Consider the following 25,002-nt stretch of genomic DNA (forward strand, 5'->3'; position numbering starts at 1 on the left):
GGTGGGGCGGGAAGGGAGCACGGCGGAGCCTCTCGGTGTTGGCGCCCTGGTCGCGAGGGGCCGTCGTGAACACGTGAGCCGACAGGTCTTCGGACTCGGGTTCACCCGACGGCACGGCCTTCCCAGGGCGTCTCCGCCCCAGTGGCTTCGTCGTGCCGTCGTCGCCCTCACCGCTGCGCGCCAGTCCCGGATTCCCACCGGAGTTCCCTGGCATCCAAGGGATGCGTTCGACTCGGGAGGCACGCTAGCAGCACGCGGACGCCCACCCGCGCCGTGGTCCGCTCCTCGTCTAGGGTCCGCTGCGTGGGGGCGACGGGGACGGTGGGTCGGCGTGCGCTCCTGACGGACCGTGGGTTCCTGCGCCTGTGGGCCGGTACGTCGGCGTCCGGGCTCGCGACGTGGGCGATGCCGTTCGTGCTGGGGCTGGCGGTCGTCGACGGCTCGTTGGGCGCGGCGGCGCTCGGGGCGGCCCTCGCCGCCCGCACCGTCGGGTTCCTCGTCGTGCTGCCCGCGGCGGGCGTGCTCGCCGACCGCCACGCCCCGCGGCTCGTCGTGCTGCTCGCCTCCGTGGTCGCGGCCGGCGGCTCGTTCGCCCTCGCGGCGACGCTCGGACGTTCCGTCCCGGCGACGCTGGTGGCCGCCCTGCTCGTCGGCGTCGGGCAGGGGGCCTGCCGCCCCGCCTTCCAGGCGCTCGTGCCCGCGACGGTGGCCGAGCCCGACCGCCAGGCCGCCAACGCGGCCATCACGGTGGCCGTGCGTGCCTCCGTGCTCCTCGGGCCCGCGGTGGCGGGGCTGGGCGCCGCCGTGGCCGGGGCCGCCTGGTTCGTCGCCGCCACGGGCCTGCTGTGGGTGGTGGCCGCGCTGGCGCCCGCGCGACCTGTCGGCGACCGCGACGAGGCCCGTCGGGAGACCGTGGAACGGGGCCGCGGTTTTCGTGGCGAGTTCGCGGAGGGACTGCGCGAGGCGCGTCGCCACCCGTGGTTCCTGGGCGGTCTCGGCGCGCTGGCGACCGTGATCATGACGGGCTACTCGGTGACGGCGGTCGCGCTACCGCTGGTCAGCGCCGGGACGGCCGGCTCCGGGGTGCTGCTGGCGGCGGGCGCGACGTCGTACACCGCCGGAGCACTGCTGGGCGGCCTGCTCCTCGCCCGCTGGCGCCCGCCGTCCACGGGATGGGTGGCGCTCGGCGGCCTCGGGCTCTACGCCGTGGCGCCGCTCGCCCTGGCGCTGGACCCGCGGCTCCCGGTCGTGGTCGCGGCGTACGTCGTCGTGGGCATCGGGATCGAGCTCTTCAACGTGCCCTGGTTCACGGCGCTGCAGCGGGAGGTCGCGCCGGACCGGCTGTCGCGGGTCTCGTCCCTCGACTTCCTGGTCTCCTACGGCCTGGCGCCGCTGGGGCTCGCTCTCGTCGCGCCGGCGGTCGACCTGCTGGGGATGCAGGCGGTGCTGCTCGGCTGCGCCGCGGCGTGCGTGCTCGGCCCCGCCCTCGCGGTGCTCGCGCCGGGCAGTCGACACTTCGCGACTACGACCCCGACGGGTCCGACGGGCCCGACGGGCCCGACGGGTCCGGCAGGGGCACGCGGATGAAGCGCGGGCGGTAGAGGAGCGGGTCCTCCAGCACGGCCCCCACGTCCGTGCTGTTCTGGCTGTAGGACACGACGACGCTGCCGTCCTCCGGCAGGAGGTCCGGGTGGGCCAGCGGCATGTAGCGCAGCAGCCCGCTGTCGGGGTCCGAGGGCAGCTCCGCCACGGGCGGGCCCGCGGTGAACGGACCGCCGGGCGCGGGGGCGGTCCACACGACGAGGTCGCTGCCGAGCACCTCGCCGCGCTTCGACACGGCGTACCAGGTGCCGTCGCGCTCGAAGACGCTGAGCGTCTGCGACGTGCCCGCGGTCGCGTCGACGAGCTCGGCGGCCGCCGCCGGGTCGCGGCCCCAGGCGGTGCCGTCCCAGTAGGTCCAGGTCGCGGGGTCGGTGACGTCCGCCGGTCGGGTGCGCGCGACCCGGAGGGAGAAGCCGGTGCCCGGCGCCGGGTCGGCGGGGCGCGCCGTGCCCCAGAGGTAGAGCCACCCGTCGGCGATCGTCGTCGCCGCACCCCACATGGGGCGCGTCGTGTCCGCGTCGTCGGGGCCGACGTCCGTGGTGCCGACCAGCTGGGGGGTCCCACCGGCCGGCACCACGAAGGTGGCGACGGCGGGGCCGAGGTTCTCGAAGCCGAACGGGTCGTCGGGGTTCGTCGTGCGCACGCGCTGGGCCGTGACCTCGACGAGGTCGTAGCCGGGCTGCTGCAGCACCGCGACCGACATCGGCCAGTAGCCGACCCCGTCGCCGCGGTCGGGCACGATCGCGCCCCCGGACCGGGGGAGGACCACCTGCAGGCAGTCCGGTGCCACGACGAGCATCGAGTTGCGCACGAACCGGGCGCCACCGGACGCGGGGCCCCGCAGCGTGTCGCCGAACATCCACGCCGTCCGGCCGTCCTGCAGGGTCGCGCTGGCGCCGACGTCCCCGCCCTGGAAGGCGTCACCGGCGCGCAGGTCGGCGATGCGGTTGAGGTCGTCGATGTCGTCGATCTCGCCAGGCCCCACGCACTCCGTCGTCGAGGCCAGGCTCACGCGCGGCGTCACGGGCGGCGGGGTGCCGGGCAGGCCCACCGTGAGCACGGCGGTGGTCGAGGCCATCAGCGTCACCGCGAGCACCGCCATCTGCCGCCGCCAGGGCGCCGGCGGCAGCGGCACGTCGTCGCCCGCCCGGCTCGACGACCCCTCCTCCCGTTCCCGACGACGCAGCACGAGCCGGGTGGCGAGCAGCACGAGCAGGGCCAGGGCGGCGGAGCCCGCGAGGACGACCCCCGAGCGCCACGCCACGGTGGTCGTCGCGACGGCGGGGGAGAGCGCGTCCGTCGCCGCGCCGACGACCGTCCAGGCCGTCACCGCCCGCCACGGCTGGGCGAGCAGCCAGGCGTCGCCCGCGAGCACCAGGGGGAGCGGTACGACGAGGAGCAGTGCGGCGGCGACGAGCAGCCCCCGCAGTCCCGCCAGCGCCTCGCACGCCAGCGTCACCAGTCCACCGGCGACGACCGCGGCGAGCACGACGGCGCCCGCCCGGGGGCTCGCGACCGCGGCGGCCAGCAGGCCTCCGGCGGCTCCGAGCGCCGCGATCCCGGCCACGCGGACGACCCCGCGCCGGAACGTGCGCGGCACCGGCCCCCAGACCATCGAGATGACGACCACGAGGGCGAACCCGGCGGCGACGGCGAGGAGGCTGGTGGTCGTGGCCGCGGGCACGGCGCCGGAGAGCCGGTCGCCCCGCTCCACCACGACGCTGCGGTCGCGGGCGTCGGCGACGGACCGCGCCTGCTCCACGAGCGCCCGGTCACGCGCGGGTGAGTGGTCGTCGGAGAGGAGCAGGCGGTCCTGCGTGCCGGCGAGGTCGATGACGAGCACGCCGACCACCTCGCCGTCCGCGAGGCGCGCCCGGGCCCGGTCGAGGTCGTCGGTGCCGCCGACGGCCAGCTCCTCGCCGGGCAGCGCGTCGAGCTCGGCGGCGACCGCAGCCGTGACGACGTCCGGCCCCACGAGCACGACCGGCGCCTGCTGGAGCCGGTCGTCGCTGGCGGCGCCGGCGGCCAGCGTCCACGCGCCGGCGACCACGAGCAGGGCGAGGCCCAGCAGGAGCCCCGCGCGCCGCTGCCGCGACTCCTCCCGGCTCCGTCGCGTCGTCACGGCGCGATCACATCACGGCACTCACCAGGGGGAGGGGAGGCCCCGCTGTCCCGCGCGGTCGACCACGGCGCCGCCGTGCCCGGTGGTGAGGTGGTCGAGGTGGTGGGCGCACTCGGCCGCGAGGGCGAGGACCAGCGCCGGGGGCGCGCCGTCCGTGCCGTCTGCGCCGTCCGCGTCGTCTGCGCCGTCCGCGTCGTCCGCCGGCTCGGGGACGACGGCGTGGACGATGCCGTCGGCCAGGAGGTCGGCCGCGCGCACGCGCTGCTGCTCCGCGAGCTCCGCGGCCCGGTCGGGCGTGCCGTGGACGATGACGCTGGCCCCCTCGGGGGGCAGCGGCGACAGCCACGCGTGCTCGGCGGCGACGACGACGTCCGCGGGCAGCAGCGCGAGGGCGCCTCCGCCGCAGCCCTGGCCCATCAGCAGGGAGATGGTCGGCACGGTCATCGTCGTCATGGTGGCGATGCAGCGCGCGATCTCGCCGGCGATCGAGCCCTCCTCGGCCTCCTGCGACAGCTCGGCGCCCGGGGTGTCGATGACGGTCACGAGCGGGAGCCGGAGCTCCTCGGCGAGCCGCATCGCGCGTCGGGCCTCACGCAGCGCGCCCGGCCCCATGGGGCTCGCCGGCGTCTGTCGCGCACGGTCCTGGCCGACGAGCACGCACGGCTGCCCGTCGAGGCGGGTGAGCGCGATGAGGATCGAGCCGTCGTGCTCGCCCTGCTCCGTGCCCCGGAGCCGCACGGTGCCCTCGGCCGCATGCCGAAGCAGGTCCCGCACCCCCGGACGGCCCGCGGCGCGGGTGCGCTGGATCGACTCCCAGGCCGGCAGCGGCGCCGCGGGGGCGCCATCGGCGGTACGGCGCGGCAACCGCGGTGGGCGCGGCTCGTCGAGGAGCACGCCCAGGGCCAGGTCGACCAGGCCCCGCAGCTCGTCGGCGGTGGCGACGGCGTCGATGATGCCGTGCGCGGCCAGGTTCTCGGCGGTCTGCACGCCCGGGGGGAAGGCGCGGCCGTTGAGGGCCTCGTACACCTTCGGGCCGAGGAAGCCGACGAGGGCGCCGGGCTCGGCCACGGTCACGTGGGCCAGCGATCCCCACGAGGCGAGCACGCCGCCGGTGGTGGGGTGCCGGAGGTAGGCGAGGTAGGGGAGCCCCGCGGCCCGGTGGGCCATGACGGCGCGGGTGATGTCGACCATGCCGACGAACGCGGGGGTGCCCTCCTGCATCCGCGTGCCGCCCGACGAGGTGCTGGCGAGGAGGGGCAGGCCCTCGTCGGTCGCCCGGCGCACCGCCGCCACGATGCGGGCCGCCGTGGCGGCGCCGATCGATCCCGCGAGGAAGCGGAAGTCGTTGACGACGACGGCGACCGGGCGACCCCCGACCTCGCCGCGGCCGGTCACGACGGCCTCGTCGAGTCCCGACCTCTCGCTCGCCGCGGCGAGCTGGCCGCGGTAGTCGGGCGCGAGGTGGGAGGTGTCGACCGGGCGGTCCCAGGACTCGAACGTGCCCGGGTCGAGCACGGCGGCGACGAGCTCCGGAGCGCCGAGCCGGCGGGCCCGGGGGGCGGGTTCCTGGACTGCAGTCGTCATCGTCGACCTCTTCGTGCGGCGTTGGCCCACTGCGCTAGTGGCTGATTGGCCTAGCCAATAGGTGATCGAGCCGTGTGTCAATACGCTGCTCCGGTGAGCACGCCCGACTCCCCGCTGCCGTCGCCCGTCGCGCGCACACGGCTCTACGAGCAGGTCGCGGAGCAGATCACCCGCTGGGTCGCCGAGGCCGGCCTCGGCGCGGGCGACCGGCTGCCGCCCGAGCGCGAGCTCGCCGTGCAGCTCGGGGTCAGCCGCGCGACCCTCAGCCAGGCCCTGGTCGCCCTCGAGGTCGTCGGCGTCGTCGCCGTCCGTCACGGCGACGGGACCGTGCTGACCGGTGCCCAGCCCGCCGCCGCCCCCGTGCTGTCGGCGATCCGGGCCCACGCCGACCGTCTGCCCGAGGTGATCGACGCGCGCGACGCGCTGGAGACCAAGATCGCGCGGTTGGCGGCGGAGCGGCGTACCGAGGACGACCTCGTCGCGATCCGGGACGCCCTCGACGCCATGGCGGCGGACATCGACGCCGGCGGCCGGGGCGTGGAGGGCGACGAGCTCTTCCACGGCGCCGTGACCCGCGCCGCGCACTCCCGCCTGCTCGCCGAGATGATGGCGACCATCGGGGAACTGATCCGCGAGTCCCGCATCGAGTCGCTCTCCCAGCCCGAGCGTCCCCGCAACTCGCTCGCCGGGCACCGTGCGGTCGCCGACGCCATCGCCGCCGGCGACGCGGACGCCGCCGCCCGGGCCATGCACGAGCACATCACGATGGTCAGCGACGTCGCGCTGCTGCGCGACTGACCCACCCGCGCCCGTACCCGGAGGAACCTGAGTGCACGACTTCATCGCCGGCCTGCCCAAGGCCGAGCTCCACGTCCACCACGTCGGGTCGGCGTCGCCGCGGATCGTCGCGGAGCTCGCCGCCCGTCACCCCGGCGCCGTGCCGAGCGACGCCGACGAGCTGGCGCGCTTCTTCGAGTTCCGCGACTTCGCGCACTTCATCGAGGTCTACCTCGCGGTCGTGGCGCTCATCCGCACGCCCGAGGACATCCGCTACCTGACCTACGAGGTGGCGCGGGAGATGGCCGAGGGGCAGTCGCTGCGGTACGCCGAGCTGACGTGCACGCCGTACACCTCCGTGCAGCCCCACCTCGAGGGCGTGGGCATGCTGATCGAGGCCTACACGGAGGCGCTCGAGGACGCGCGGGTCGCGGCGGAGCGCGACTTCGGGCTGGTGCTGCGGTGGATCTACGACATCCCGGGCGAGTCGGGTCTGCCGGCGGCGGAGGCGACCCTCGGGTTCGCCCTCGACCACGCCCCCGCCGGTCTCGTCGGCTTCGGCCTCGGCGGTCCGGAGATCGGCGTGCCGCGTCCCCAGTTCGCGCCGCACTTCGCCGCGGCCCGCGCGGCGGGGTTGCGCAGCGTGCCGCACGCCGGGGAGACGACCGGGCCCGAGACGGTCTGGGACGCCCTGCGGCTGCTCGGCGCCGAGCGCATCGGGCACGGCACCTCGGCGGCGCAGGACCCCGCGCTGCTCGCGCACCTCGCCGCCACGGGGATCCCGCTCGAGGTCTGCCCGTCGTCCAACGTGGCGACGCGCGCCGTCGCCTCGCTCGACGTGCACCCGCTGCGCGCCTTCCGCGACGCGGGCGTCACCGTCACCATCAACTCCGACGACCCGCCCATGTTCGGCACGACGCTCAACCGCGAGTACGGCGTCGCCGCCGACCTGCTCGGGCTCGACGAGTCCGGCGTGGCCGACCTGGCGCGTGCCGCGGTCCGGGCGTCGTTCGCCGACGACGCGACCAAGGCGCGGGTGCTGGCGGAGATCGACGCGTACGTCGCGGGTTGATCCCTGCCGGACGATGAAGGGGTGTCCACGCTCGTCGTCACCGCGCACCCCGACCCGACCTCCCTCACGCACCACGTGGCCGCACGCCTGGGCGACCGGCTGGGTGACGGGCTCGCCGGGGAGGTCACGGTCGCGCACCTCGCCCAGGAGAGCTTCGACCCCCGGTTCACGGCGGCCGACCGCCAGGCCTACCTGACGGGTCACGACCACCCCGCCGACGTGCTCGCGGAGCAGGAGCGGCTCGATGCGGCGGAGCACGTCGTGCTCGTCTTCCCGGTCTACTGGTGGTCGATGCCCGCGCTGCTCAAGGGGTGGGTCGACCGGGTGTTCGTCGCGCCGTGGGCCTTCTCCCTCGACGAGACGGGCCGCGTGGTGCCGGCCCTCCAGCGGCTCACCGCCCACCTCGTGCCGATCTCCGGCACGTCGGCGGACTCGTTCGCGCGGCACGGCTACACGGAGTCGTTCGCCACGCAGGTCGAGCGCGGCGTCCTCGACTACTGCGGCCTCCGCCGCGGCGCGACCGCCTTCGTGCACGAGTCCGAGGACGAGGGCGTCGCGACCCGCAACGCCGAGGCGGCCGTCGAGGCCGTCGTCCGGGCGGTCGCCGCGTCGACGGCCCGGGTCTGAGGCCCGGTGCCCCGGAGCGCCGCCGACCGGCTGCTCGCGATCGAGCGGATCTACCACGAGCCCGGCGTGCGCGACTGGGCCCGCGGGCGCGAGGTCCTGGCCCGCTACCCCGACGCGGAGCTCGTCGAGGTGCCCGCCCACCAGGACATCCCCGGCCTCTACGGCAACGCCGGCCAGGTCGACGACTGGATCCGCAACAAGCGCGGCGTGCTCGTGCTGGGGGAGAAGCGCAGCCTCCAGGCCCGGCCCAACGGCCGCTCCGCCGACTTCATCGCCCCCTCGACGTCCAACGGGTGCGCGATGGCGTGCAGCTACTGCTACGTGCCCCGCCGCAAGGGTTACGCCAACCCGATCACGGTGTTCGTCAACATCGAGCGGATCCTCGGCTACCTCGAGCGGCACCTCGCCCGGCAGGGGCCGAAGCCGGAGCCCAACCAGTGCGACCCCCGGGACTGGGTCTACGACCTGGGCGAGAACGGGGACTGCTCGGTCGACGCCCTCATCTCCGACAACGTGCGCGACCTGGTCGACCTGTTCGCCCGCACCCCCGGCGCGAAGGGCAGCTTCGCGACCAAGTTCGTCAACCGGGAGCTGCTCGACTGGGATCCGCGCGGCGGCACCCGGGTGCGCTTCTCGCTCATGCCGCGGGAGATGTCGCGACGGCTCGACCTGCGCACGGCGCCGATCAGCGAGCGCATCGCGGCGATCGACGACTTCGTCGCGGCGGGCTACGAGGTGCACCTCAACTTCAGTCCCGTCGTGCTCCACGAGGGCTGGTACGACGAGTGGCGCGACCTGCTCCGCGAGATCGCCGACGTCGTGTCGCCGCCCGCCCGGGCGCAGCTGGCCTGCGAGATCATCATGCTCACGCACAACGAGGGGCTGCACGAGGTCAACCTGGGGTGGCACCCGCGGGGGGAGGACCTGCTGTGGCGCCCCGACCTGCAGGAACCGAAGCGCAGCCACAGCGGGCAGGTGAACGTGCGCTACCGGGCGGCGTGGAAGCGGCGTTGGCTCGACCAGCTGCTGGAGCTGGTGGCCGCCGAGCTGCCCGGTTGCCGGGTGCGGTACGCCTTCTGAGCCCGGCACCCGGTCGGGTGGCCGCAGTGGACAGGGGCCTCTCGTCGCGTTCTACTGGGGGTTGGCCCGTTCGCACGGGTCCCTGACGGTGCTCCAGCAGGCGGGCGCCGGCCACGCGCTCCAGCGCGACACCTCCGGGAGGCACCTGTGCCCACCCTCGTTCCCACTCCCCGCCCCGACCGGCGGACCCACTTCCGTGTCGACATCGACGTCGTCGACGGAGTCGTCGCGCTCGCCGGGGTGCTCGACGACGCCACCGTGCGCGGCCTCGACGACGCCGTGCTCGTGGCCGCCCGGGCCACCGGCGTGAGGGGAGCGCGCCAGGTCGTCGTCGACCTGAGCGACGCCGACCTCCTGTCCGCCGCGGCCACCCGACTGCTCGAGGCGTCCGTCGTCACCGCGGCCGCCCAGGGCATCACCGTGCGCTTCGACGCTCCCGTCGGGTGCACGGCCCACCGCGTCCTCGCCGCTGTGCGCGTGCTGCTCGGCGACCGTGCCGAGCGGTTGCCGCTCGTCGACCAGCCCGTGCGCCACCTGCGGGTCGTGCCGGAGCCGTCGCGTGGCGCGGAGCCAGCGGGGGCCGGGGTGGACACGCTCTAGGGGCGTAGGCGCGACAGGGCATGCTGCGCCGCCCGGCCACGGGTGTGGGCGGGCGGCGGGTGGTGCTGTGCCGGGGTCAGGCGTTGTCGTCTGGGTCTGGCGGATCTTCCGGTGGCGGCCAGGGTCGGGTGCCGTCGTGGTCGACGAGGTAGCGGAGGCCCAGGGGACTGGTCCAGATGACGGCGTGGGGTGGTTCGCCTCGTGTGGGGTCGGTCGGGCGGTAGGTCCAGCGCTTCCCCGTCGCCATCTCGCGGTGGGTCTTCATGCGGTGGTGGCGTCGGCAGAGGGGGAAGAGGTTCCGGGTGGAGGTCTGGCCGGGTGGGCCTTGCGCTTGGTAGGGGTCGCAGTGGTCGAGGTCGGCGGTGCGCGAGCTGCGGGTGCAGTAGGGGAAGACGCACCGGGGCCAGCGGGCTCGGACGTGCTCGGCGATGCGGTCGGGCGGGGTGTAACCGTTCACGGCGTCGTCCGTGTTGAGGTCGATGATCGGCTTGACCGTGACGTGGGTGTCGGGCGATCCGCACCAGGTCTGGACCTGCTCGACCGTCACTGCGCCACGAGGCGCGCCCGGAGTGTCGAGCCGGGCCAGGTCGATGCCGGTCCTGCCGGTGCAGGCGTCGATGCCAGGACCGATTCCCTTGAGGGTGCCGGTGATCGCGGCCTGGTCGAGGTGGACGAACAGCACCACCTCGCGCCGGGCCCGCTGCACCACCGGCGGCTCATCACCCTCGGAGACGGCGCCCGTGTCGTACTCCAAGGTGGCCATCCCGTCGCAGCGGCGCGCGATCCCACCCAGCGCCATCGAGCGGCGGACGTCGAGGCCTGAGTCGCAGCCCAGGTCACCCAACTGCCGGGCGACGTGCGCGATGCTCCGTTCCAGGTCGAGCGCATCGGCGAGGTCGAGGGAGCCGTGGACGTTCACGGTCCCGCGCAGGGTCCCGGTGAGTGGGTCGGCGTGGGCGAGGTCGCCGAGGTCGATCGCCAGGTACCGCTCACCGTCGGCCGCGTGGCGTTCGGCTTCGGTGGTCTCGGGGTCGAACCGCGCCGCGGCCTCGGCCACCAGCCGGTCGACCTCGGGACCGGTGGCCTTGCCCGCGACGTACGCAATGTGCCGGTCCACGAACCCGGCGGCCTCGAACGTCAACGTCCGCGTGGCCTGCGCGATCCGCCGGCCCCGCCACACGTCGACCTCACCCGCAGCAACACGGGCGTGGACGCGCGGGAGCCGGTAGCGCAGCTCGACCGCGTCCCCGACCAGCCGACGTGCAGCGTCGAACGACGAGCCCCGGGCGGCGGCGACCTCGCCGATGCAGAACTCCGCCACCACCGGCGCACCTGGCCCACCCAGCTCGAGGAAGTGGTCCCCCGCGAGGGCCTCGGCGTGCTCAGCGTCGTGCCACTCGCCCAGCACCGTGATCGGGTCACCCACCACCGCATCCGAGGTGTGCGCCGCAGCCCAGTCACCGACCGCGACGAACGCAGCCGCCTCCGCCACCCGAGCGGCCGTCGTGCGTTCGCGGACCGCGGCGATCAACGCAGTCGCAGTGGTGTGGGTCCCCCGATCCATGCCCCCGAGTCTAGTCGAACAGACGTGCGATCACCACCTCCCGGTGGTGATCTGTGGATGACGGACCGATGTCGGCGTCAGCCACCGGGGAGGCGCCCCGAGCGGACGAGCTCCCGGGCCACGTCGTGGACCTTCGTCTCGTGGGTCGACGACAACCGACGGAGCAGCTCGAAGCTGGAGTCCTGCGTGAGGCCGAAGCGTTCGATGAGGATGCCCTGGGCCATGCCGATGACGTGCCGCGTGTCGATGGCCGTGCGGAGCTCCATCTCGAGCCGCACCGACGCCAGCGCGTGGGCTGCGTGTGCGGCGTACGAGCGGGCGACGTCGATGCTCGCCCGGTCGTGGAAGCCGCCGCTCGTGTCGCTGTAGATGTTGATGGCCCCCTGGGGTCGACCGCCCCGGGGCAGGTCGAGCGACAGTGCAGCGCCTACCCCTAGGGCTCGCGCCCGAGGGCCCCAGAGGGGCCAGCGGCCGTCCGTGCCGACCTCGCCGCTGCGGATCCAGCGGCAGGCGGACGTCGCCTCGACACAGGGGCCCTCGTGGAGGGCGTACTGCAGGTCGTCGACGTCCCGCGCGACCAGGTCGCTGGCCGCGAGCGTCGAGTGGGCGCCGCGCCGCCGGAGCGTGATGCTGACGTGGTCGGCGCCGGGGACGAGCATCCCGACCTGCTCGACGATGAGCTGCGCGGTGTCGCCGGAGTCGTTGGGCGCGTACAGGTGGTCCGCGAGTGCCGCGAGCGCGGCGGGGTCGTGGAGCGGGTCCATGGGGACACCTCTCCTCGTGGGGTCGGGGCCCGGTTCTAGAGCCCGTCTCTCGACCGTAACGTAGGACCAGTTGCGACACGCCGCAGCAGGTGGACGATCTGCCGCCGCGTCCGTCGCGCCTCCGGCAACGGCCTCGTCATCCACACGTGGAACATGGCCGTCACCTCGTGCAGGTGCACGATCGCGTGCGCGACCCGCGCACGGTCGAGGAGACGGTCGACGGCCGGCCGGAGGATGTCGCGGTCGCCCACGTGCACGGTGATCGGCGGAAGGCCGGCCAGGTCGAGCCCGACCGGGCTGACGCGGGGGTGTCCCGGCGCGTACGGCGCGGCCCACCACCGGCCCGCCGCCCGCAGTCCGCTCTCGGCGAGCATCGGGTCGGTGGCCTCGAGGTCGGCGACCTCGCGTTCGTCGAGGGTCGCGTCGAGCCACGGCGACAGGCCCACGACGTGAGCGGGCGGGGTGCCGCGGTCCGCGAGCGCGCGGGCGACTTCCAGCACGAGGGCGCCGCCGGCCGAGTCGCCCATGAGGACCACGGGCAGCTCGCCGGTCACGAGCTCGGCGGCGAGGTCCTCGAGGAGCGGCAGCACGTCGTCAACCCCGGCATCCGGGGCGAGCGGGTAGGCGGGCACGACCACCTCCGCCGGCGTGCGCACCAGTGCGCGCGCGAGCCGCCAGTAGTCGACCGTCAGGGGATGCACGTAGCCGCCCCCGTGCAGGTAGAGCACGCGGACCACCGGCCGCGCGCGGCGCGGCCAGACGGTCCACGTCGTCATCCCGTGGCGGCGATCCGACGAGGTCCGCGTCCGCAGCCGCGTCCACGGCGTCGGCGGGCGGTCGCCCGCCCGTTGGCGCGCCCGGGCCGTGCGGAGCGTCCGCGCGGCACCCTCGAACGCCCGCTTGTCACGAGCCGCCCACATGCCGGCGACGTAGAGACGCGTGACGAGGGTCGGCCGACGGTCGTCGACGCTGTGCGTGACCACCTCGGCTCAGAGTGCGGCGTCGCCGCCGATGCCACCGCGCCACCAGCGGTAGCCGCCGACGCCGAGGGCGATCATGCCGACCCCGAGGCCGAGGTGCAGCCAGTTGTCGGCGTCGTTGAGGGGCACGAAGTTCGCGTCATGTGTCTGGTCGACGGCCAGGCCGTAGACCCACAGCACCAGGTAGGCGAGCCCGCCGCCGACGAGGTAGCCCACGGACCACCGGGGGCGGGACGCCGCGAGCAGGCCGACGACGCCGAAGAGCAGGTGGACGACGTTGTGCAGGACGGACACCTGGAAGAGGCCCAGCAGGTGCGCCTCGCTGTGGTGGCCGGCCATCTCGAGCTGGTCGTGGTCGGTCACGACGCCGGGGACGAAGCCGAGGACGCCGACGAGCAGGAAGGTCGCACCGACGACGAGCGTGACGGTGCGCAGGAAGCGGGCGCCGTGGCCCGGTCGGGTGGAGACGTGCGTGGCGCTCATGGAGGGCTCCTCGTGACGGGGGAGGGGGACCGGATCCGGTACCCGTCGTCCTCTGCCGGACCCGTGCGGTCGGCCCTGCTCCGGCGGGGTACCGGGGCTGACGTGACGACTCCCTCACCCGTCTCGGCCCCGTTCGTGATCGGCACGAAGAGGGCGGGGACGACGTCGCTGTCCAGCCTCCTGGACGCGCATCCCGACATCGGCACGACGACACCCTGCTGTGCTGATCCCGCGCGTCCCGACGCGGCCGGGCGGGTCGCCGCCGCGGCGCCCGGCGTCCGCGTGGTGATGGTGGTGCGCGACCCCCTCGAGCGCGCTCTCGCGCACTGGCGGCACCGCGTCCGCGCCGGCGTCGAGGAGCGTCCCGCGCCGCGCGCGCTCCTCGATCCCGGCAGCCCGTACGTCGCGTGCAGCCGCCACCACGAGGCGCTGGCGCCGTACCGGTCGAGCCTCGCCCCGGAGCAGCAGCTGGTGGTCGTGCTCGAGCGGCTGCGGGCCGACCCGGCGGCCGAGCTGGACCGGGTGCTGCGCCACGTCGGGGTCGACCCGTCGCGCGGGCCGGTCCCGCGGCGTACCCGGGTGCCCGCGCCGGCGGGATCGACCCTCGACGCCGCGACCCGTGCCGCGTTCGCGGACGCGGTGGGGGACGACGTGGCCGCCCTCCGGATCTGGCTCGACGACGCGCTGCCCGAGTGGGCCTGAGGGTCAGCTCGGCAGGGCGCGGACCGCCGGCCCCTCGAGCACGTCGCCCGGCTCGTCGAAGCGGGAGCCGTGCAGGGGGCAGTCCCAGCTGCGTTCGGCGTCGTTCCACGTCAGCACGCCGCCGAGGTGGGTGCAGACGGCGGACCCCTCCGCCCCCTTCCCGCGGCGCAGGCCGCAGAAGCGGGAGCGGCGGGTGACATCCGGCTGGGGCTCGGCGGACGCCCGGTCCACCGAGGTGGCGCCGGGGGCCACCCAGCCCAGGGCCATCGCGACGGCCACCTCGGCGTTGATGACGCCGGACGAGGGCAGGCCGGTCAGCTCGTGACGGCTCCAGGGACGCAGCGCGTCGCGCCACTCCGGCGGGTCGGAGCGCAGGTCGGAGGCCAGGGCCAGGGCGGCGGCGATGCCCCCGGTCATGCCCCACTTGGAGAACCCGCCCGCGACGAGGATCCGGTGGTTGCCCGGCACGATCGGCCCGGCGTAGGGGAGCGAGTGGTGGGGCGCGTAGTCCTGCGCGGACCACGCCGTCACCTCGACGGCTCCGGGGAAGTGCTCGGCCGTCCACGACCGGAGGTCGCCGAGCCGCTCGCTCGTGGGCCGCGACCGGCCGGTCGCGTGGCCGGCACCGCCGACGAGCAGCACGGGCGGACCGTCGGGCAGCGACGCCTCCCGCAGCGACCGGGAGGGCTGGTCGGCGGCCAGGTACATGGCCCGGGGGAGATCGGCCGCCGCGCGACCGGGCAGCTCGAAGGCGATGCTGTAGGAGCGTTGCGGGCTCATCCGGGCGAAGAACCCGCCGCGGTCGAGCATCGGCATGTTCGTCGCGACCACGACGCGCCCGGCCCGCACGGTGGTCGGGTCCGCGCCCGAGCGCTCGACCTCCAGCCGCACCGGCGTGCCGTCGCTCACCGACGTCACCCGGGCACCCTCCACGACCTGGACGCCGGCCGCCCGGGCCCGCCGGGCCAGCGCGGCGACGAGGGCGAGGGGGTCGACCTGGTACTGCCCGGCCATCCACAACGCCCCGGCGACGGCGAACGGCAGCTCGGGGGCGTCGCCGCGGCGTACCTGGAGACCGGCGCGCTTGACCGCCGACTCCTCCCGCCGCAGGGCACGGAGCCCGGAGGCGCCGTTGGCGTACGTCGCGGCGTCGCGCTGCTCGAGGGGGACGTCCTCCGCGGTCGCGAGGTCGACGGCCCACGCCTGCGCGTCGCGGTGGGCCGCGGCGTACTGGCGGAGCACGGTGTCGCCGTGCTTGCGGGACACCTGCGAGAACTGGGTGCCCTGCAGCAGGCTCAGCTTGGCGGTGCTCCGGCCGGTGGTGCCGGCGCCGAGGTGACGGGCCTCCAGCAGGAGCACGTCCTCGCCCTGCTCGGCGAGCAGCAACGCGGTCGTCAGCCCCGTCAGTCCGCCGCCGACCACGACCGTGCCGACGTCGGTGGGCAGGTCGGCCGCGGAGGAGTCGTCGGACGAGGGGGTGCGGAGCTCCCACAGCGAGGTGAGCACGGATCCTCCAGGGGTGAGGGGCGGTGGAGCGGTCGCGGCGCCGGTACCCCGCCGCGCCCTCGACACCGAGAGTCCGACCGGGTGAGGCCACCGGCTCGGTGGTGACCCGACGGGTACCGGCCCCTGGCACACGCTCGTGCCCCGACGTACCCGACTCCCCTGGAGGAAGAGTGGACCCGTCCAAGCCCGTCGCCAAGGCCGCCCAGAAGCTCGAGGAGGCCGCCGAGCGGCTGCTCCCCGACACGCCCCACGTGCCGGGTGTCCCGTCCAGCACCACCCCGACGATCGAGGAACCGACCGACCCCGCCGGCACCACGCACCCGCCTGCGCCCAAGCCCGACCAGGGCACGCCCGCGCCCGTGTCGCCGACCGGTGTGCCGGTCAGCGGTGACCCGCTCGACAGCGCGCAGCAGGGGCGCTGGCTGACGACCGCGACCGGCGTCCGGGTCCACGACACCGATCACTCGCTCAAGGCGGGGCGCCGCGGTCCGACGCTCCTGCAGGACCACCACCTGCGCGAGAAGCTCATGCACTTCGACCACGAGCGCATCCCCGAGCGCGTCGTCCACGCGCGGGGTGCTGCGGCGCACGGCCGCTTCACCGGCTACGGCACGGCGGCCTCGATCTGCCACGCGAGCGTGTTCGACGAGGGCAAGGAGACCCCGGTCTTCGTGCGCTTCTCGACCGTCCTCGGCTCGCGCGGCTCCGCCGACACGGTGCGCGACACCCGCGGCTTCGCGACGAAGTTCTACACCGACGAGGGCATCTGGGACCTCGTCGGCAACAACATCCCCGTCTTCTTCATCCAGGACGGCATCAAGTTCCCGGACGTCATCCACGCCGGCAAGCCGCACCCGGACCGCGAGATCCCGCAGGCCCAGAGCGCGCACGACACCTTCTGGGACTTCGTGTCGCTGCACACCGAGGCCCAGCACCACACGATCTGGAACATGTCGGACCGCGGCATCCCGCGCTCCTACCGGATGATGGAGGGCTTCGGCGTCCACACGTTCCGGTGCACCAACGCCGAGGGCGTCACGAACCTCGTGAAGTTCCACTGGAAGCCGAAGCTCGGCGTGCACTCCCTGACGTGGGAGGAGGCGCAGATGCTCGGTGGCTTCGACCCCGACTTCCACCGGCGGGACCTCTACGACGCGATCGAGTCGGGCGCCCACCCCGAGTGGGAGCTCGGCGTGCAGGTCTTCCCCGACACCCCCGACCAGATGTTCGAGGGCATCGACCTGCTCGACTCGACGAAGCTGGTGCCCGAGGAGCTCGCCGCCGTGCAGCCCATCGGCCGGCTCGTGCTCGACGCCAACCCGACGAACTTCTTCGCCGAGGTCGAGCAGGTGGCGTTCCACACCGGTCACCTGGTGCCCGGCATCGACGCCACCGACGACCCGCTGCTGCAGGCGCGCAACTTCTCCTACCTCGACACGCAGCTCAGCCGGCTGGGCGGCCCGAACTTCAACCAGCTGCCGATCAACCGGCCGCACGCGCCGGTCAACGACATGCTGCGCGACGGGATGCACCAGACGGCCGTGCACGGGGGAGCCGCGCCGTACCGGCCCAACTCGCTCGACGGCGGCTGCCCCTTCCACGCCACGACCGACCAGAGCGACCCCGCGACGCGCGCGTTCGTCGAGGCCGCGGTCACCGTCGCCGAGGGGAGGAAGGTGCGCGACCAACCGGCGTCGTACGACGACCACTTCAGCCAGACCCGGCTCTTCTGGCTCAGCCTGAGCCCGGTGGAGCGGGAGCACGTCGTGCGGGCGTACACCTTCGAGCTGGGCAAGTGCTACGAGCAGGCGATCAAGGAGCGTCAGCTCCTCGCGCTCGCCCAGGTGGACGCCGACCTCTGCGCGCAGGTGGCCGCCGGGCTGGGGCTCGAGGTGCCGACCACCAGCGAGCCGATCCCCGAGGCGGCGCCGAGCCCGGCGCTCTCGCAGCTCGGCGCGACGTGGCCGGTCGAGGGCCGGATGATCGGCATCGTCGTCGGCGCGGGCTCCGATGCGCGCGACGTCGAGGTGCTGCGGGACGCCGTGCTCGCCGACGGCAACGTCCCGCTGCTCATCGGCCCCCACGGCGGCGAGGTCGCCGGCGCGACGGTGCAGCGCACCTTCGCGACGGCCCGTTCGGTGGAGTTCGACGCGCTCGTGCTCACCGACGCCCCGGTGCCGGGCCCGGACGTGCCGCCGTCGCCGACCGGCCGGACCCCCGACGTCGACCCGCGCGTGACGCTCTTGGTCGAGGAGGTCTTCCGGCACGCGAAGGCGATCGCGACCGTCGGGCGTGGCGCCGAGGTGCTCCCGGCGGCGGACGTGCCCCGCGACGTACCGGCCGTGCTCACCGACCTCGAGGCCGGCGCGGTCTGGCCCGCGCTCACCGAGCTGCTGGCCACGCACCGCGCCTGGGAGCGGTTCCCGGTCGCGGTGGGCTGAGCGGGGGCTTCTCCGGACCGGCCCCCCGGCGTGTAACGCGGTGTCCGTGTCACTGCACACGTGGTCGACCACGTCCATGGTGACCAGAACACCGCGTTACACGTCGGGAGGTCCCCGGTCTGCCTCAGAATGGGGCGATGACCGACCTCGCGAACGACCGACAGGGCTCCCGGTGGAGCCGACGTCCCTCGCGGGCACTCGCCGTCCTCGGCGGTACGGCGCTGGTCGTGGGTGGCTTCGTCGTGTGGCGCGCGCTGCCGGCGGCGCCCGACGCCGAGCTCGACGGGCTGCGGGTGCTGACGAGCACGGATCGCTCGAGCGAAGGTTCCGACGCCCGCCTCGTCGGGAAGCTGGTCGCCGCCGGGAGCTGCGTCGGAGTATCAAGTGACGCGTCGACGTCGCTCGTCGTCTGGCCCCGCGGAACGGTGGTCGAGGACGACGCCGTGGTCACGCCCGGCGGCATCCGAGCGGGGCTGGGCGAGCGGTTCGACGCCGGTGGCGGTCACGAGGACTACTCGGGGCGCCTCGCCGACCTGCTGGATCCAGTGATCCCCGAGGACTGCTTGGACGCTTCCTCCGGGGTCTTCGTGCTCCACGGCGACGAGTGAGCCGGAGACTGCAGGGAATCCTCGACCGCCACCGACCGTTGGCCCCGTCATGACCACCTTGGGACTCATCGGAGCAGGCAACATCGGCAGCACGCTCGCGCGGCTGGCGGTCGCGGCGGGGTACGACGTCGTGCTCAGCAACAGCCGGGGACCGGAGTCGCTCGTCGACCTCGTCGCCGACATCGGCAACACGGCCCGCGCCGGGACGGTCGAGCAGGCGGCGCGGGAGGGCGACGTGGTCGTCGTGACCGTGCCGTTGAAGGCCTACCGCGACGTGCCGGTGGCGCCCCTCGCGGGGAAGGTCGTGCTCGACACGAACAACTACTACCCGGAGCGCGACGGCCGGATCCCCGAGCTCGACGACGAGAGCACCACCACGAGCGAGCTGCTCCAGGCGCACCTGCCGGAGTCGCACGTGGTGAAGGTCTTCAACAACATCTTCTACCAGCACCTCCTGCTGCTCGCGCGGCCGAACGGCGACCCCGAGCGCAGCGTGCTGCCCATCGCCGGCGACGACGCGGAGGCGAAGGCGACCGCGACGACGGTGCTCGACGACCTCGGCTACGACGCGTACGACGTGGGCCCGCTCGCCGAGGGCTGGCGCTACCAGCGCGACCTCCCTGCGTACGCCGGCCTCTTCGTCGACGACGACGACTGGGCCAACCCGCACCCGTCGACCGTCGCACTCCTCGAGGAGAAGCTCGCGGCGGCGAAGCGCTACCGCGACCTGGCCTGACGCCCGCCCGCCGACGACCTGGCAGCGCGGTGGTCCGCTGAGCACCCGTCTGCTCAGCGAACCACCGCGCTGCCGTGTCAGAAGATGATCCGCCAGGCCTCGGCCGCGCCGAGGATGACGAGGCACGCGAGCAGGAGCAGCACCACGAGGGCGACGAAGCATCCGAGATCGAAGTTCGGGCCGGACGGCGACGGCGGCGGTGCGAAGCGCCTCCACTCCTCCGGCAGCGGATGTCCTGCTGACATCCAGGCTCGTGCATGGTCTGCGTCGCAGAACGGCCGCACGCACTTGATCGTCCAGTCGCCCTCGAAGAGCAGGTCCTCGATCGCTCCGTCCCACGAGGGCCCTTCGTCGTCACCGTCCCAGTCCCGCAGGAGCGCGAGCCGCGTCGTGTCGGGTGACCCGAGGTCGAGGGCCCGGCCGCAGTGCGCACAGACGACGTCGGCGGCCTGCTGCTCGGGGGCGTCCACGGGTGGGAATGTAGGGGCCGCTCGGAGCGTCCCCGAAACCGCCGCGAGCCCGACCACTGCCGACCGCTAGCATCGCGCCCGGACGTGAAACCTGTCCGACCACCACGACCCGACCCCCGAGGAGCCCTCCGGTGCCCGACATCCTGATCACCCGCATCCACGCCGACGAGCGTGGGGAGCGGAGGGTCACGACGGGCACCAAGGCGTGGGAGCTCTTCGCCGAGCAGCCCGACGTCATCGCCGCCCGGGTCGCGGGCCAGCTCAAGGACCTCGCCTACGAGCTCGGCGACGGCGACGAGGTCGAGGCCGTCGAGATCTCCAGTCCGGACGGTCTCGACATCCTGCGGCACTCGACCGCCCACGTGCTCGCGCAGGCGGTCCAGCAGCTCTTCCCGGAGGCGAAGCTCGGCATCGGTCCGCCGATCCGCGACGGGTTCTACTACGACTTCGACGTCGAGACCCCGTTCACCCCCGCCGACCTCGAGAAGATCGAGTCGCGGATGCGGAAGATCGTCAAGGAGAACCAGCGGTTCTCCCGGCGCGTCACCACCGACGCCGACGCCCTCACCGAGCTGCAGGACGAGCCCTACAAGCTGGAGCTCATCGCGCTCAAGGGCGGAGGCGCGGCCGAGGACGCCGCCGAGGGCGCGAGCGTCGAGGTCGGCGGCGCCGAGCTGACGATCTACGACAACATCGGCCGCAGCGGCGACGTGGTCTGGAAGGACCTCTGCCGCGGCCCCCACCTGCCGACCACCAAGCGCATCCCGGCGTTCAAGCTGATGCGCTCGGCCGCGGCGTACTGGCGGGGCAACGAGAAGAACAAGCAGCTGCAGCGCGTCTACGGCACCGCGTGGGAGAGCAAGGAGGCCCTCGAGGCCCACCTGCACCGCCTCGAGGAGGCGGAGCGCCGCGACCACCGCAAGCTGGGCCGCGAGCTCGACCTGTTCAGCTTCCCCGACGAGATCGGCTCGGGCCTGCCCGTCTTCCACCCCAAGGGCGGCGTCATCAAGCGCGCCATGGAGGACTACGTCCGCCAGCGCCACGTCGAGGAGGGCTTCGAGTACGTGGGCACCCCCCACATCTCGAAGGAGGGCACGTTCCACCTGTCGGGCCACTTGCCCTACTACGCCGACGGCATGTTCCCGCCCATGGAGTTCGAGGGCGAGAACTACTACCTCAAGGCCATGAACTGCCCGATGCACAACCTGATCTTCCGCTCGCGCGGACGGTCCTACCGCGAGCTGCCGCTGCGGTTGTTCGAGTTCGGGCACGTCTACCGCTACGAGAAGTCGGGCGTCATCCACGGCCTCACCCGCGTGCGCGGCTTCGCGCAGGACGACTCGCACTCCTACTGCACCCCCGAGCAGGCGCCGGCGGAGGTCAAGCACCTCCTCGACTTCATGCTGGGCGTGCTGCGCGACTTCGGGCTCGAGGACTTCTACCTCGAGCTCTCGACGCGGGACGAGTCGAAGCCGGAGAAGTTCGTCGGCACCCCCGAGCAGTGGGAGACCGCGACGTCGGTGCTCGAGCGCGTCGCGACCGAGTCGGGTCTGCAGCTCGTCCCCGACCCCGGTGGCGCCGCGTTCTACGGCCCGAAGATCTCCATCCAGGCGCAGGACGCCATCGGCCGCACCTGGCAGATGGGCACGGTGCAGTACGACTTCAACCAGCCCCAGGGCTTCGACCTGACCTACACCGCCTCCGACGGCTCGAAGCAGCAGCCGGTGATGATCCACGCGGCGAAGTTCGGGTCGATCGAGCGGTTCCTCGGCGTGCTCGTGGAGCACTACGCCGGCGCCTTCCCGCCCTGGCTCGCCCCGGTCCAGGTGCAGGCGATCCCCGTCGCCGAGCGGCACGTGGACTACCTGTACGACGTGGCCAAGCGCCTCAAGGCCGCCGGCATCCGCGTCGAGGTGGACGACTCCGACGATCGGATGCAGAAGAAGATCCGCAACGCGCAGCTGCAGAAGGTGCCCTTCATGGTCATCGTCGGCGACGCGGACGTGGAGGCCGGCGCGGTGTCGTTCCGCTACCGCAACGGCGACCAGGACAACGGCGTGCCGCTCGACGACGCGATCCAGCGCGTCGTGGACGCGGTCGCGTCCCGCACCCAGGTCTGAGGCGCGGGCCGGCGAGGGGAGCAGCAGTGGCACGACGGACGCACGGCCGCCCGTGGCTGGGTGCCGTGCTGCTGCTCGGGCTCCTCGCCGGCTGCGCCGACGCCGGTACGCCGCGGGCCGAGCCCTCGTCGGAGGCTCCGTCGCCGTCCACCGCGAGCCCGGGGACCGCTGGCGCGGACCCGCAGGGTGACCTGGCCCGCCTCGCGGAGGGGGCCGCGGGGGACGTGCCGACCGTCGCCGCGACCCCGACGCGGGACCCGGCCGAGGCCGTCCTCGGCGGTGACGTCTCGTGGCCGCAGTGCCCCCGCGGGATGGGCATCCCGGAGAAGCGCACCCTCGGCATGCCGATGCCGCTCGACGCGGCGGAGTACGTCGTGGTCGGGCTGACGAACGGCCCCGGCTTCCACGTGAACCCGTGCCTCGCCGACCAGGTCGCCTGGGTGGCCGACCGGCACCTGCTCGGCGCGGCGTACGCGGTCGCGAGCTTCCCGGACGACGCCACCCTCGCCGCGCACGGCGCCGCAGGTCCGTGGGGCGGGGGAGCGGCCCTCGACCGGCTCCGCAACACCGGCTACGCGCAGGGTCAGTTCAACGTGGCGTCGCTGCGCGACACGGGCTTCACGACGCCGGTCGTGTGGATCGACGTCGAGCCGGTGCCCGACTTCGCGTGGAGCGACGATCCCGTCGCGAACGCCGCCGTCGTCGAGGGCGTGGCGCGGGCGTACACCGACGCGGGCTACGCGATCGGGGTCTACTCGACGCCGTACCTGTGGGAGCAGGTCGTCGGCGACCTCGCCCTCGGCGTGCCCGAGTGGCGGGCCGCCGGCCACACCTCGCGGGAGGAGGCCCTCGCGCGCTGCGCGGCGGACTGGTCCATCCAGGGCGGGCCTGCCGTTCTCGGCCAGTGGGTCGAGGCCGACCGCGACCAGAACGTCACCTGTCCCGGGGTGGCCGGCGAGCTCGACCGCTGGTTCCACCAGTACTGACCCGATCGACCACCAGAGGCACGACCCACCGTGACCGACGCAGGAGGACGCGTGACCGACCCCGACGGGTTGATGCGGCTCTACACGCCGTACCGGATGGCCTACATCGCCGCGGGCGAGCCCGCCGCGGGCGCTCCCGACGCCGCTGTCGAGGAGGCGGCGCCGACCAGCGAGCCGGCGGGCTGCCCCTTCTGCCGGATGGTCGCCGGCACGGCGACGGGTCCGGACCTCGTGGTCGCCGACGGCGCCACCGCGTTCGCGGTGCTCAACCTCTACCCCTACAACCCGGGCCACCTCATGGTGCTGCCGCGCCGGCACGTGGCCGACTACGTGGACCTCACCGACGAGGAGACCGCCGAGGTCGCCGCGATGACGAAGTCGGCGATCCGGGCCATCCGTGCGGTGGCGACGCCCGACGCGTTCAACGTGGGGCTCAACCTGGGGTCCGCGGCGGGCGGGTCGCTGGCCGCCCACCTGCACCAGCACGTGGTGCCCCGCTGGTCCGGCGACGCCAACTTCATGACGGTGCTGGCCGGCACGAAGACGCTGCCGCAGCTGCTGGGCGATACGCGGGACCTCCTGCGCGAGGCGTGGCGGTCGTGAGCGGGACACCTGACGCCGACGACGTCCGCCTCGCCGGGGCCCTCGTCCGCGAGGCCGGCTCGCTCGCGGCCCGGATGCGCGCCGAGGGCGTCGAGGGTCTCGGTGTCGAGCAGAAGACGTCGGTCTCGGACGTCGTGACCGCGGCCGACCACGCGGCGGAGGAGCTGGTCGCCCGCCGGCTGTCCGAGGAGCGCCCGGCCGACGGCGTGCTGGGGGAGGAAGGGGTCGACGAGGCCGGTACCAGCGGCCGACGCTGGGTCGTCGACCCGGTCGACGGCACCTACAACTTCCTCTCGGGCCTGTCCTGGTGGTGCTCCGCGGTGGCCCTGCTCGACGGTGACGACCTGGTGCTCGGCGCGATCTACCACCCCCACGACGACGCGCTCTACGTCGGCGGACCGGCCCTGCCCAGCACGCGCGACGGGGTGCCGATCGGGCCGCTCCGCGACGTACCCCTCGCCCGCACCAGCATGGCCACCTACTTCGCCCCGGGCGACCTGGTGGCGCAGGCGGGTGCGGCGTTCTACCGGGCGGCGGGCAGCGCCGCGGCCGTGCGGATGCTCGGCTCCGGCAGCATGGACGCCACCGCGGTCGCGCAGGGTCGGGTCGGGCTGGTGCTGCAGCACTCCGTGCCGCCGTGGGACGAGCTCCCCGGCGCCGCGCTCGTGCGGGGAGCGGGCGGCACGACGCAGCGGGTGCGCCACGAGGGCCTCGAGTGGTACGCCGCGGGGGCACCCACCGCGGTCGCGGAGGCCTGCACGGCCCTGGTGGGCCGGGTCGAGGGGTGATCGACGGGTGATCGCCCGTCGGTCGTGATGGCCTAACCTGCCACCACCATGCTCGAGCGCTTCCGCGGGTTCTGGACCCGCCTCCTCTCTCCCGTCGCCCGCTTCCTCATCCGCTGCGGGGTCAGCCCCGACGCGGTGACGCTCGTCGGCACCCTCGGTGTCTGCGCGGGTGCCCTCGTCTTCTTCCCGCAGGGCCACCTGCTGGCCGGCGTCCTCTTCATCACCGCCTTCGTCTTCTCCGACCTCATCGACGGCTTCATGGCGCGGGAGACGGGCCGCACCAGCAAGTTCGGTGCCTTCCTCGACTCCACGCTCGACCGCATCGGCGACGGCGCGATCTTCGGTGGTCTCGCCCTCTACTGGGCCGGCCCGGGCGACTCGGACCTCTACCTCGTGCTCAGCCTCGTCTGCCTCGTCATGGGCAGCGTGACGTCCTACGCCCGGGCGCGGGCCGAGGGCCTGGGATACGAGGCCAAGGTCGGCATCGCCGAGCGGAGCGACCGCCTGGTCTCGATCCTCGTCATGACCGGTCTGGGCGCGCTGTTCGACCTGCCGATCCTCCAGCAGGTCACGTTGTGGGCGCTGGCGGCGGCGAGCACCGTGACGGTCGTGCAGCGCATCTGGGTGGTCCGCCAGCAGGCCCTGGCCGAGCACGACGCGACGGCCGGAGGGGCGTGAACCTGCCTCCGGCCGAACGTGACACTCTGAATGTTACATAACCCTTGACATCGTCCTGGGCGCGACGCAGGCTGGTGCGACCGGGTGGTTCTCCGCCACCCCCGCGCCG

23 protein-coding genes and 1 riboswitch are annotated in these 25,002 nt (G+C 74.1%); of the genes, 15 read left to right on the forward strand and 8 right to left on the reverse strand.

The window, feature by feature from the left end; translation table 11 throughout:
* Nucleotides 1–62: 62 nt before the first annotated feature.
* Nucleotides 63–247: riboswitch (cobalamin riboswitch) on the reverse strand.
* A 56-nt stretch (nucleotides 248–303) separates the two neighbouring features.
* Entirely contained in the window at nucleotides 304–1,587 is a 1,284-nt protein-coding gene (locus PIR53_05670) for an MFS transporter (GenBank protein WZH53483.1), read from the forward strand.
* On the opposite strand, the gene PIR53_05675 is transcribed toward PIR53_05670, so the two are convergent.
* Complete coding sequence (locus tag PIR53_05675) at nucleotides 1,523–3,724, reverse strand: hypothetical protein (GenBank protein WZH53484.1); 2,202 nt, start codon at nucleotides 3,722–3,724, stop codon at nucleotides 1,523–1,525. The genes PIR53_05670 and PIR53_05675 overlap by 65 nt on opposite strands.
* Nucleotides 3,725–3,745: 21 nt before the next feature.
* Nucleotides 3,746–5,308: a carboxyl transferase domain-containing protein gene (locus tag PIR53_05680; protein ID WZH53485.1), complete on the reverse strand. Its 1,563-nt coding sequence runs from the start codon at nucleotides 5,306–5,308 to the stop codon at nucleotides 3,746–3,748.
* Nucleotides 5,309–5,401: 93 nt separating this feature from the next.
* Here PIR53_05680 and PIR53_05685 point away from each other — a divergent pair, with 93 nt between their 5' ends.
* The 5 genes from PIR53_05685 to PIR53_05705 all read left to right on the forward strand — a co-directional run bounded on the left by PIR53_05685 (nucleotide 5,402) and on the right by PIR53_05705 (nucleotide 9,464).
* Nucleotides 5,402–6,106 carry an FCD domain-containing protein gene (locus PIR53_05685; GenBank protein ID WZH53486.1) on the forward strand — a complete coding sequence of 235 codons (705 nt, stop codon included), beginning with the start codon at nucleotides 5,402–5,404 and terminating at the stop codon, nucleotides 6,104–6,106.
* 31 nt (nucleotides 6,107–6,137) lie between these two features.
* Nucleotides 6,138–7,157 (forward strand): adenosine deaminase, encoded by a 1,020-nt coding sequence (locus PIR53_05690; GenBank protein WZH53487.1) that lies wholly within the window; start codon nucleotides 6,138–6,140, stop codon nucleotides 7,155–7,157.
* Nucleotides 7,158–7,178: 21 nt separating this feature from the next.
* Nucleotides 7,179–7,784, forward strand: coding sequence for an NAD(P)H-dependent oxidoreductase (locus PIR53_05695; GenBank protein WZH53488.1), 606 nt, complete (start codon nucleotides 7,179–7,181; stop codon nucleotides 7,782–7,784).
* A gap of 6 nt (nucleotides 7,785–7,790) precedes the next feature.
* Nucleotides 7,791–8,864, forward strand: a complete 1,074-nt coding sequence (locus PIR53_05700; protein WZH53489.1) for a spore photoproduct lyase family protein — start codon at nucleotides 7,791–7,793, stop codon at nucleotides 8,862–8,864.
* 147 nt (nucleotides 8,865–9,011) lie between these two features.
* Nucleotides 9,012–9,464 carry a hypothetical protein gene (locus PIR53_05705; GenBank protein WZH53490.1) on the forward strand — a complete coding sequence of 151 codons (453 nt, stop codon included), beginning with the start codon at nucleotides 9,012–9,014 and terminating at the stop codon, nucleotides 9,462–9,464.
* A 76-nt stretch (nucleotides 9,465–9,540) separates the two neighbouring features.
* Here PIR53_05705 and PIR53_05710 read toward each other — a convergent pair whose 3' ends face one another.
* The 4 genes from PIR53_05710 to PIR53_05725 form a co-directional block, all read right to left on the reverse strand.
* A complete protein-coding gene (locus tag PIR53_05710) occupies nucleotides 9,541–11,028 on the reverse strand; it encodes a DUF222 domain-containing protein (protein ID WZH53491.1) in 1,488 nt (495 codons plus the stop codon).
* A 77-nt stretch (nucleotides 11,029–11,105) separates the two neighbouring features.
* A complete protein-coding gene (locus PIR53_05715; protein ID WZH53492.1) occupies nucleotides 11,106–11,792 on the reverse strand; it encodes a GAF and ANTAR domain-containing protein in 687 nt (228 codons plus the stop codon).
* Nucleotides 11,793–11,827: 35 nt separating this feature from the next.
* Entirely contained in the window at nucleotides 11,828–12,775 is a 948-nt protein-coding gene (locus PIR53_05720) for an alpha/beta hydrolase (GenBank protein ID WZH53493.1), read from the reverse strand.
* A 6-nt stretch (nucleotides 12,776–12,781) separates the two neighbouring features.
* A complete protein-coding gene (locus PIR53_05725) occupies nucleotides 12,782–13,255 on the reverse strand; it encodes a DUF4383 domain-containing protein (protein ID WZH53494.1) in 474 nt (157 codons plus the stop codon).
* 102 nt (nucleotides 13,256–13,357) lie between these two features.
* Between PIR53_05725 and PIR53_05730 the strand changes: the two genes are divergently transcribed.
* Nucleotides 13,358–13,957: a sulfotransferase gene (locus PIR53_05730; protein WZH53495.1), complete on the forward strand. Its 600-nt coding sequence runs from the start codon at nucleotides 13,358–13,360 to the stop codon at nucleotides 13,955–13,957.
* A 3-nt stretch (nucleotides 13,958–13,960) separates the two neighbouring features.
* Here the strand turns inward: PIR53_05730 and PIR53_05735 are convergent, their stop codons facing one another.
* Nucleotides 13,961–15,463, reverse strand: a complete 1,503-nt coding sequence (locus PIR53_05735; protein ID WZH53496.1) for an FAD-dependent oxidoreductase — start codon at nucleotides 15,461–15,463, stop codon at nucleotides 13,961–13,963.
* A gap of 170 nt (nucleotides 15,464–15,633) precedes the next feature.
* Here PIR53_05735 and PIR53_05740 point away from each other — a divergent pair, with 170 nt between their 5' ends.
* The 3 genes from PIR53_05740 (at nucleotide 15,634) to PIR53_05750 (ending at nucleotide 19,248) form a co-directional block, all read left to right on the forward strand.
* Nucleotides 15,634–17,904, forward strand: coding sequence for a catalase (locus tag PIR53_05740; protein ID WZH53497.1), 2,271 nt, complete (start codon nucleotides 15,634–15,636; stop codon nucleotides 17,902–17,904).
* A 137-nt stretch (nucleotides 17,905–18,041) separates the two neighbouring features.
* Nucleotides 18,042–18,512: a hypothetical protein gene (locus PIR53_05745; GenBank protein WZH53498.1), complete on the forward strand. Its 471-nt coding sequence runs from the start codon at nucleotides 18,042–18,044 to the stop codon at nucleotides 18,510–18,512.
* A 49-nt stretch (nucleotides 18,513–18,561) separates the two neighbouring features.
* The gene (locus tag PIR53_05750; protein WZH53499.1) at nucleotides 18,562–19,248 is read left to right on the forward strand and encodes an NADPH-dependent F420 reductase; all 687 of its coding nucleotides are present in this window, start codon (nucleotides 18,562–18,564) and stop codon (nucleotides 19,246–19,248) included.
* Nucleotides 19,249–19,325: 77 nt separating this feature from the next.
* On the opposite strand, the gene PIR53_05755 is transcribed toward PIR53_05750, so the two are convergent.
* A complete protein-coding gene (locus PIR53_05755) occupies nucleotides 19,326–19,718 on the reverse strand; it encodes a hypothetical protein (GenBank protein WZH53500.1) in 393 nt (130 codons plus the stop codon).
* Between the two features lie 131 nt (nucleotides 19,719–19,849).
* Here PIR53_05755 and thrS point away from each other — a divergent pair, with 131 nt between their 5' ends.
* Genes thrS through PIR53_05780 form a run of 5 tightly spaced genes read left to right on the forward strand, consistent with a single transcriptional unit; the run spans nucleotide 19,850 to nucleotide 24,893 of the window.
* Nucleotides 19,850–21,838, forward strand: coding sequence for a threonine--tRNA ligase (thrS, locus tag PIR53_05760; GenBank protein WZH53501.1), 1,989 nt, complete (start codon nucleotides 19,850–19,852; stop codon nucleotides 21,836–21,838).
* 26 nt (nucleotides 21,839–21,864) lie between these two features.
* Entirely contained in the window at nucleotides 21,865–22,824 is a 960-nt protein-coding gene (locus PIR53_05765) for a hypothetical protein (GenBank protein WZH53502.1), read from the forward strand.
* A gap of 51 nt (nucleotides 22,825–22,875) precedes the next feature.
* Complete coding sequence (locus PIR53_05770; GenBank protein WZH53503.1) at nucleotides 22,876–23,427, forward strand: HIT domain-containing protein; 552 nt, start codon at nucleotides 22,876–22,878, stop codon at nucleotides 23,425–23,427.
* On the forward strand, nucleotides 23,424–24,215 hold the full coding sequence (locus tag PIR53_05775) for an inositol monophosphatase (protein ID WZH53504.1): 792 nt from the start codon (nucleotides 23,424–23,426) through the stop codon (nucleotides 24,213–24,215). Before PIR53_05770 ends, PIR53_05775 begins: the two co-directional genes overlap by 4 nt.
* Before the next feature lie 48 nt (nucleotides 24,216–24,263).
* Nucleotides 24,264–24,893, forward strand: coding sequence for a CDP-alcohol phosphatidyltransferase family protein (locus tag PIR53_05780; GenBank protein ID WZH53505.1), 630 nt, complete (start codon nucleotides 24,264–24,266; stop codon nucleotides 24,891–24,893).
* Nucleotides 24,894–25,002: the final 109 nt, after the last annotated feature.

The organism is Nocardioides alkalitolerans, from assembly GCA_038184435.1.
GTDB lineage: Bacteria > Actinomycetota > Actinomycetes > Propionibacteriales > Nocardioidaceae > Nocardioides > Nocardioides alkalitolerans_A.

What these genes read in the sequence shown, in the direction of transcription:
- PIR53_05750 (WZH53499.1), top strand. Translation starts at nt 18,562, where the DNA reads ATGACCACCTTGGGACTCATCGGAGCAGGCAACATCGGCAGCACGCTC.
- PIR53_05680 (WZH53485.1), bottom strand. Translation starts at nt 5,308, where the DNA reads ATGACGACTGCAGTCCAGGAACCCGCCCCCCGGGCCCGCCGGCTCGGC.
- PIR53_05780 (WZH53505.1), top strand. Translation starts at nt 24,264, where the DNA reads ATGCTCGAGCGCTTCCGCGGGTTCTGGACCCGCCTCCTCTCTCCCGTC.
- PIR53_05715 (WZH53492.1), bottom strand. Translation starts at nt 11,792, where the DNA reads ATGGACCCGCTCCACGACCCCGCCGCGCTCGCGGCACTCGCGGACCAC.
- PIR53_05710 (WZH53491.1), bottom strand. Translation starts at nt 11,028, where the DNA reads ATGGATCGGGGGACCCACACCACTGCGACTGCGTTGATCGCCGCGGTC.
- PIR53_05745 (WZH53498.1), top strand. Translation starts at nt 18,042, where the DNA reads ATGACCGACCTCGCGAACGACCGACAGGGCTCCCGGTGGAGCCGACGT.
- PIR53_05725 (WZH53494.1), bottom strand. Translation starts at nt 13,255, where the DNA reads ATGAGCGCCACGCACGTCTCCACCCGACCGGGCCACGGCGCCCGCTTC.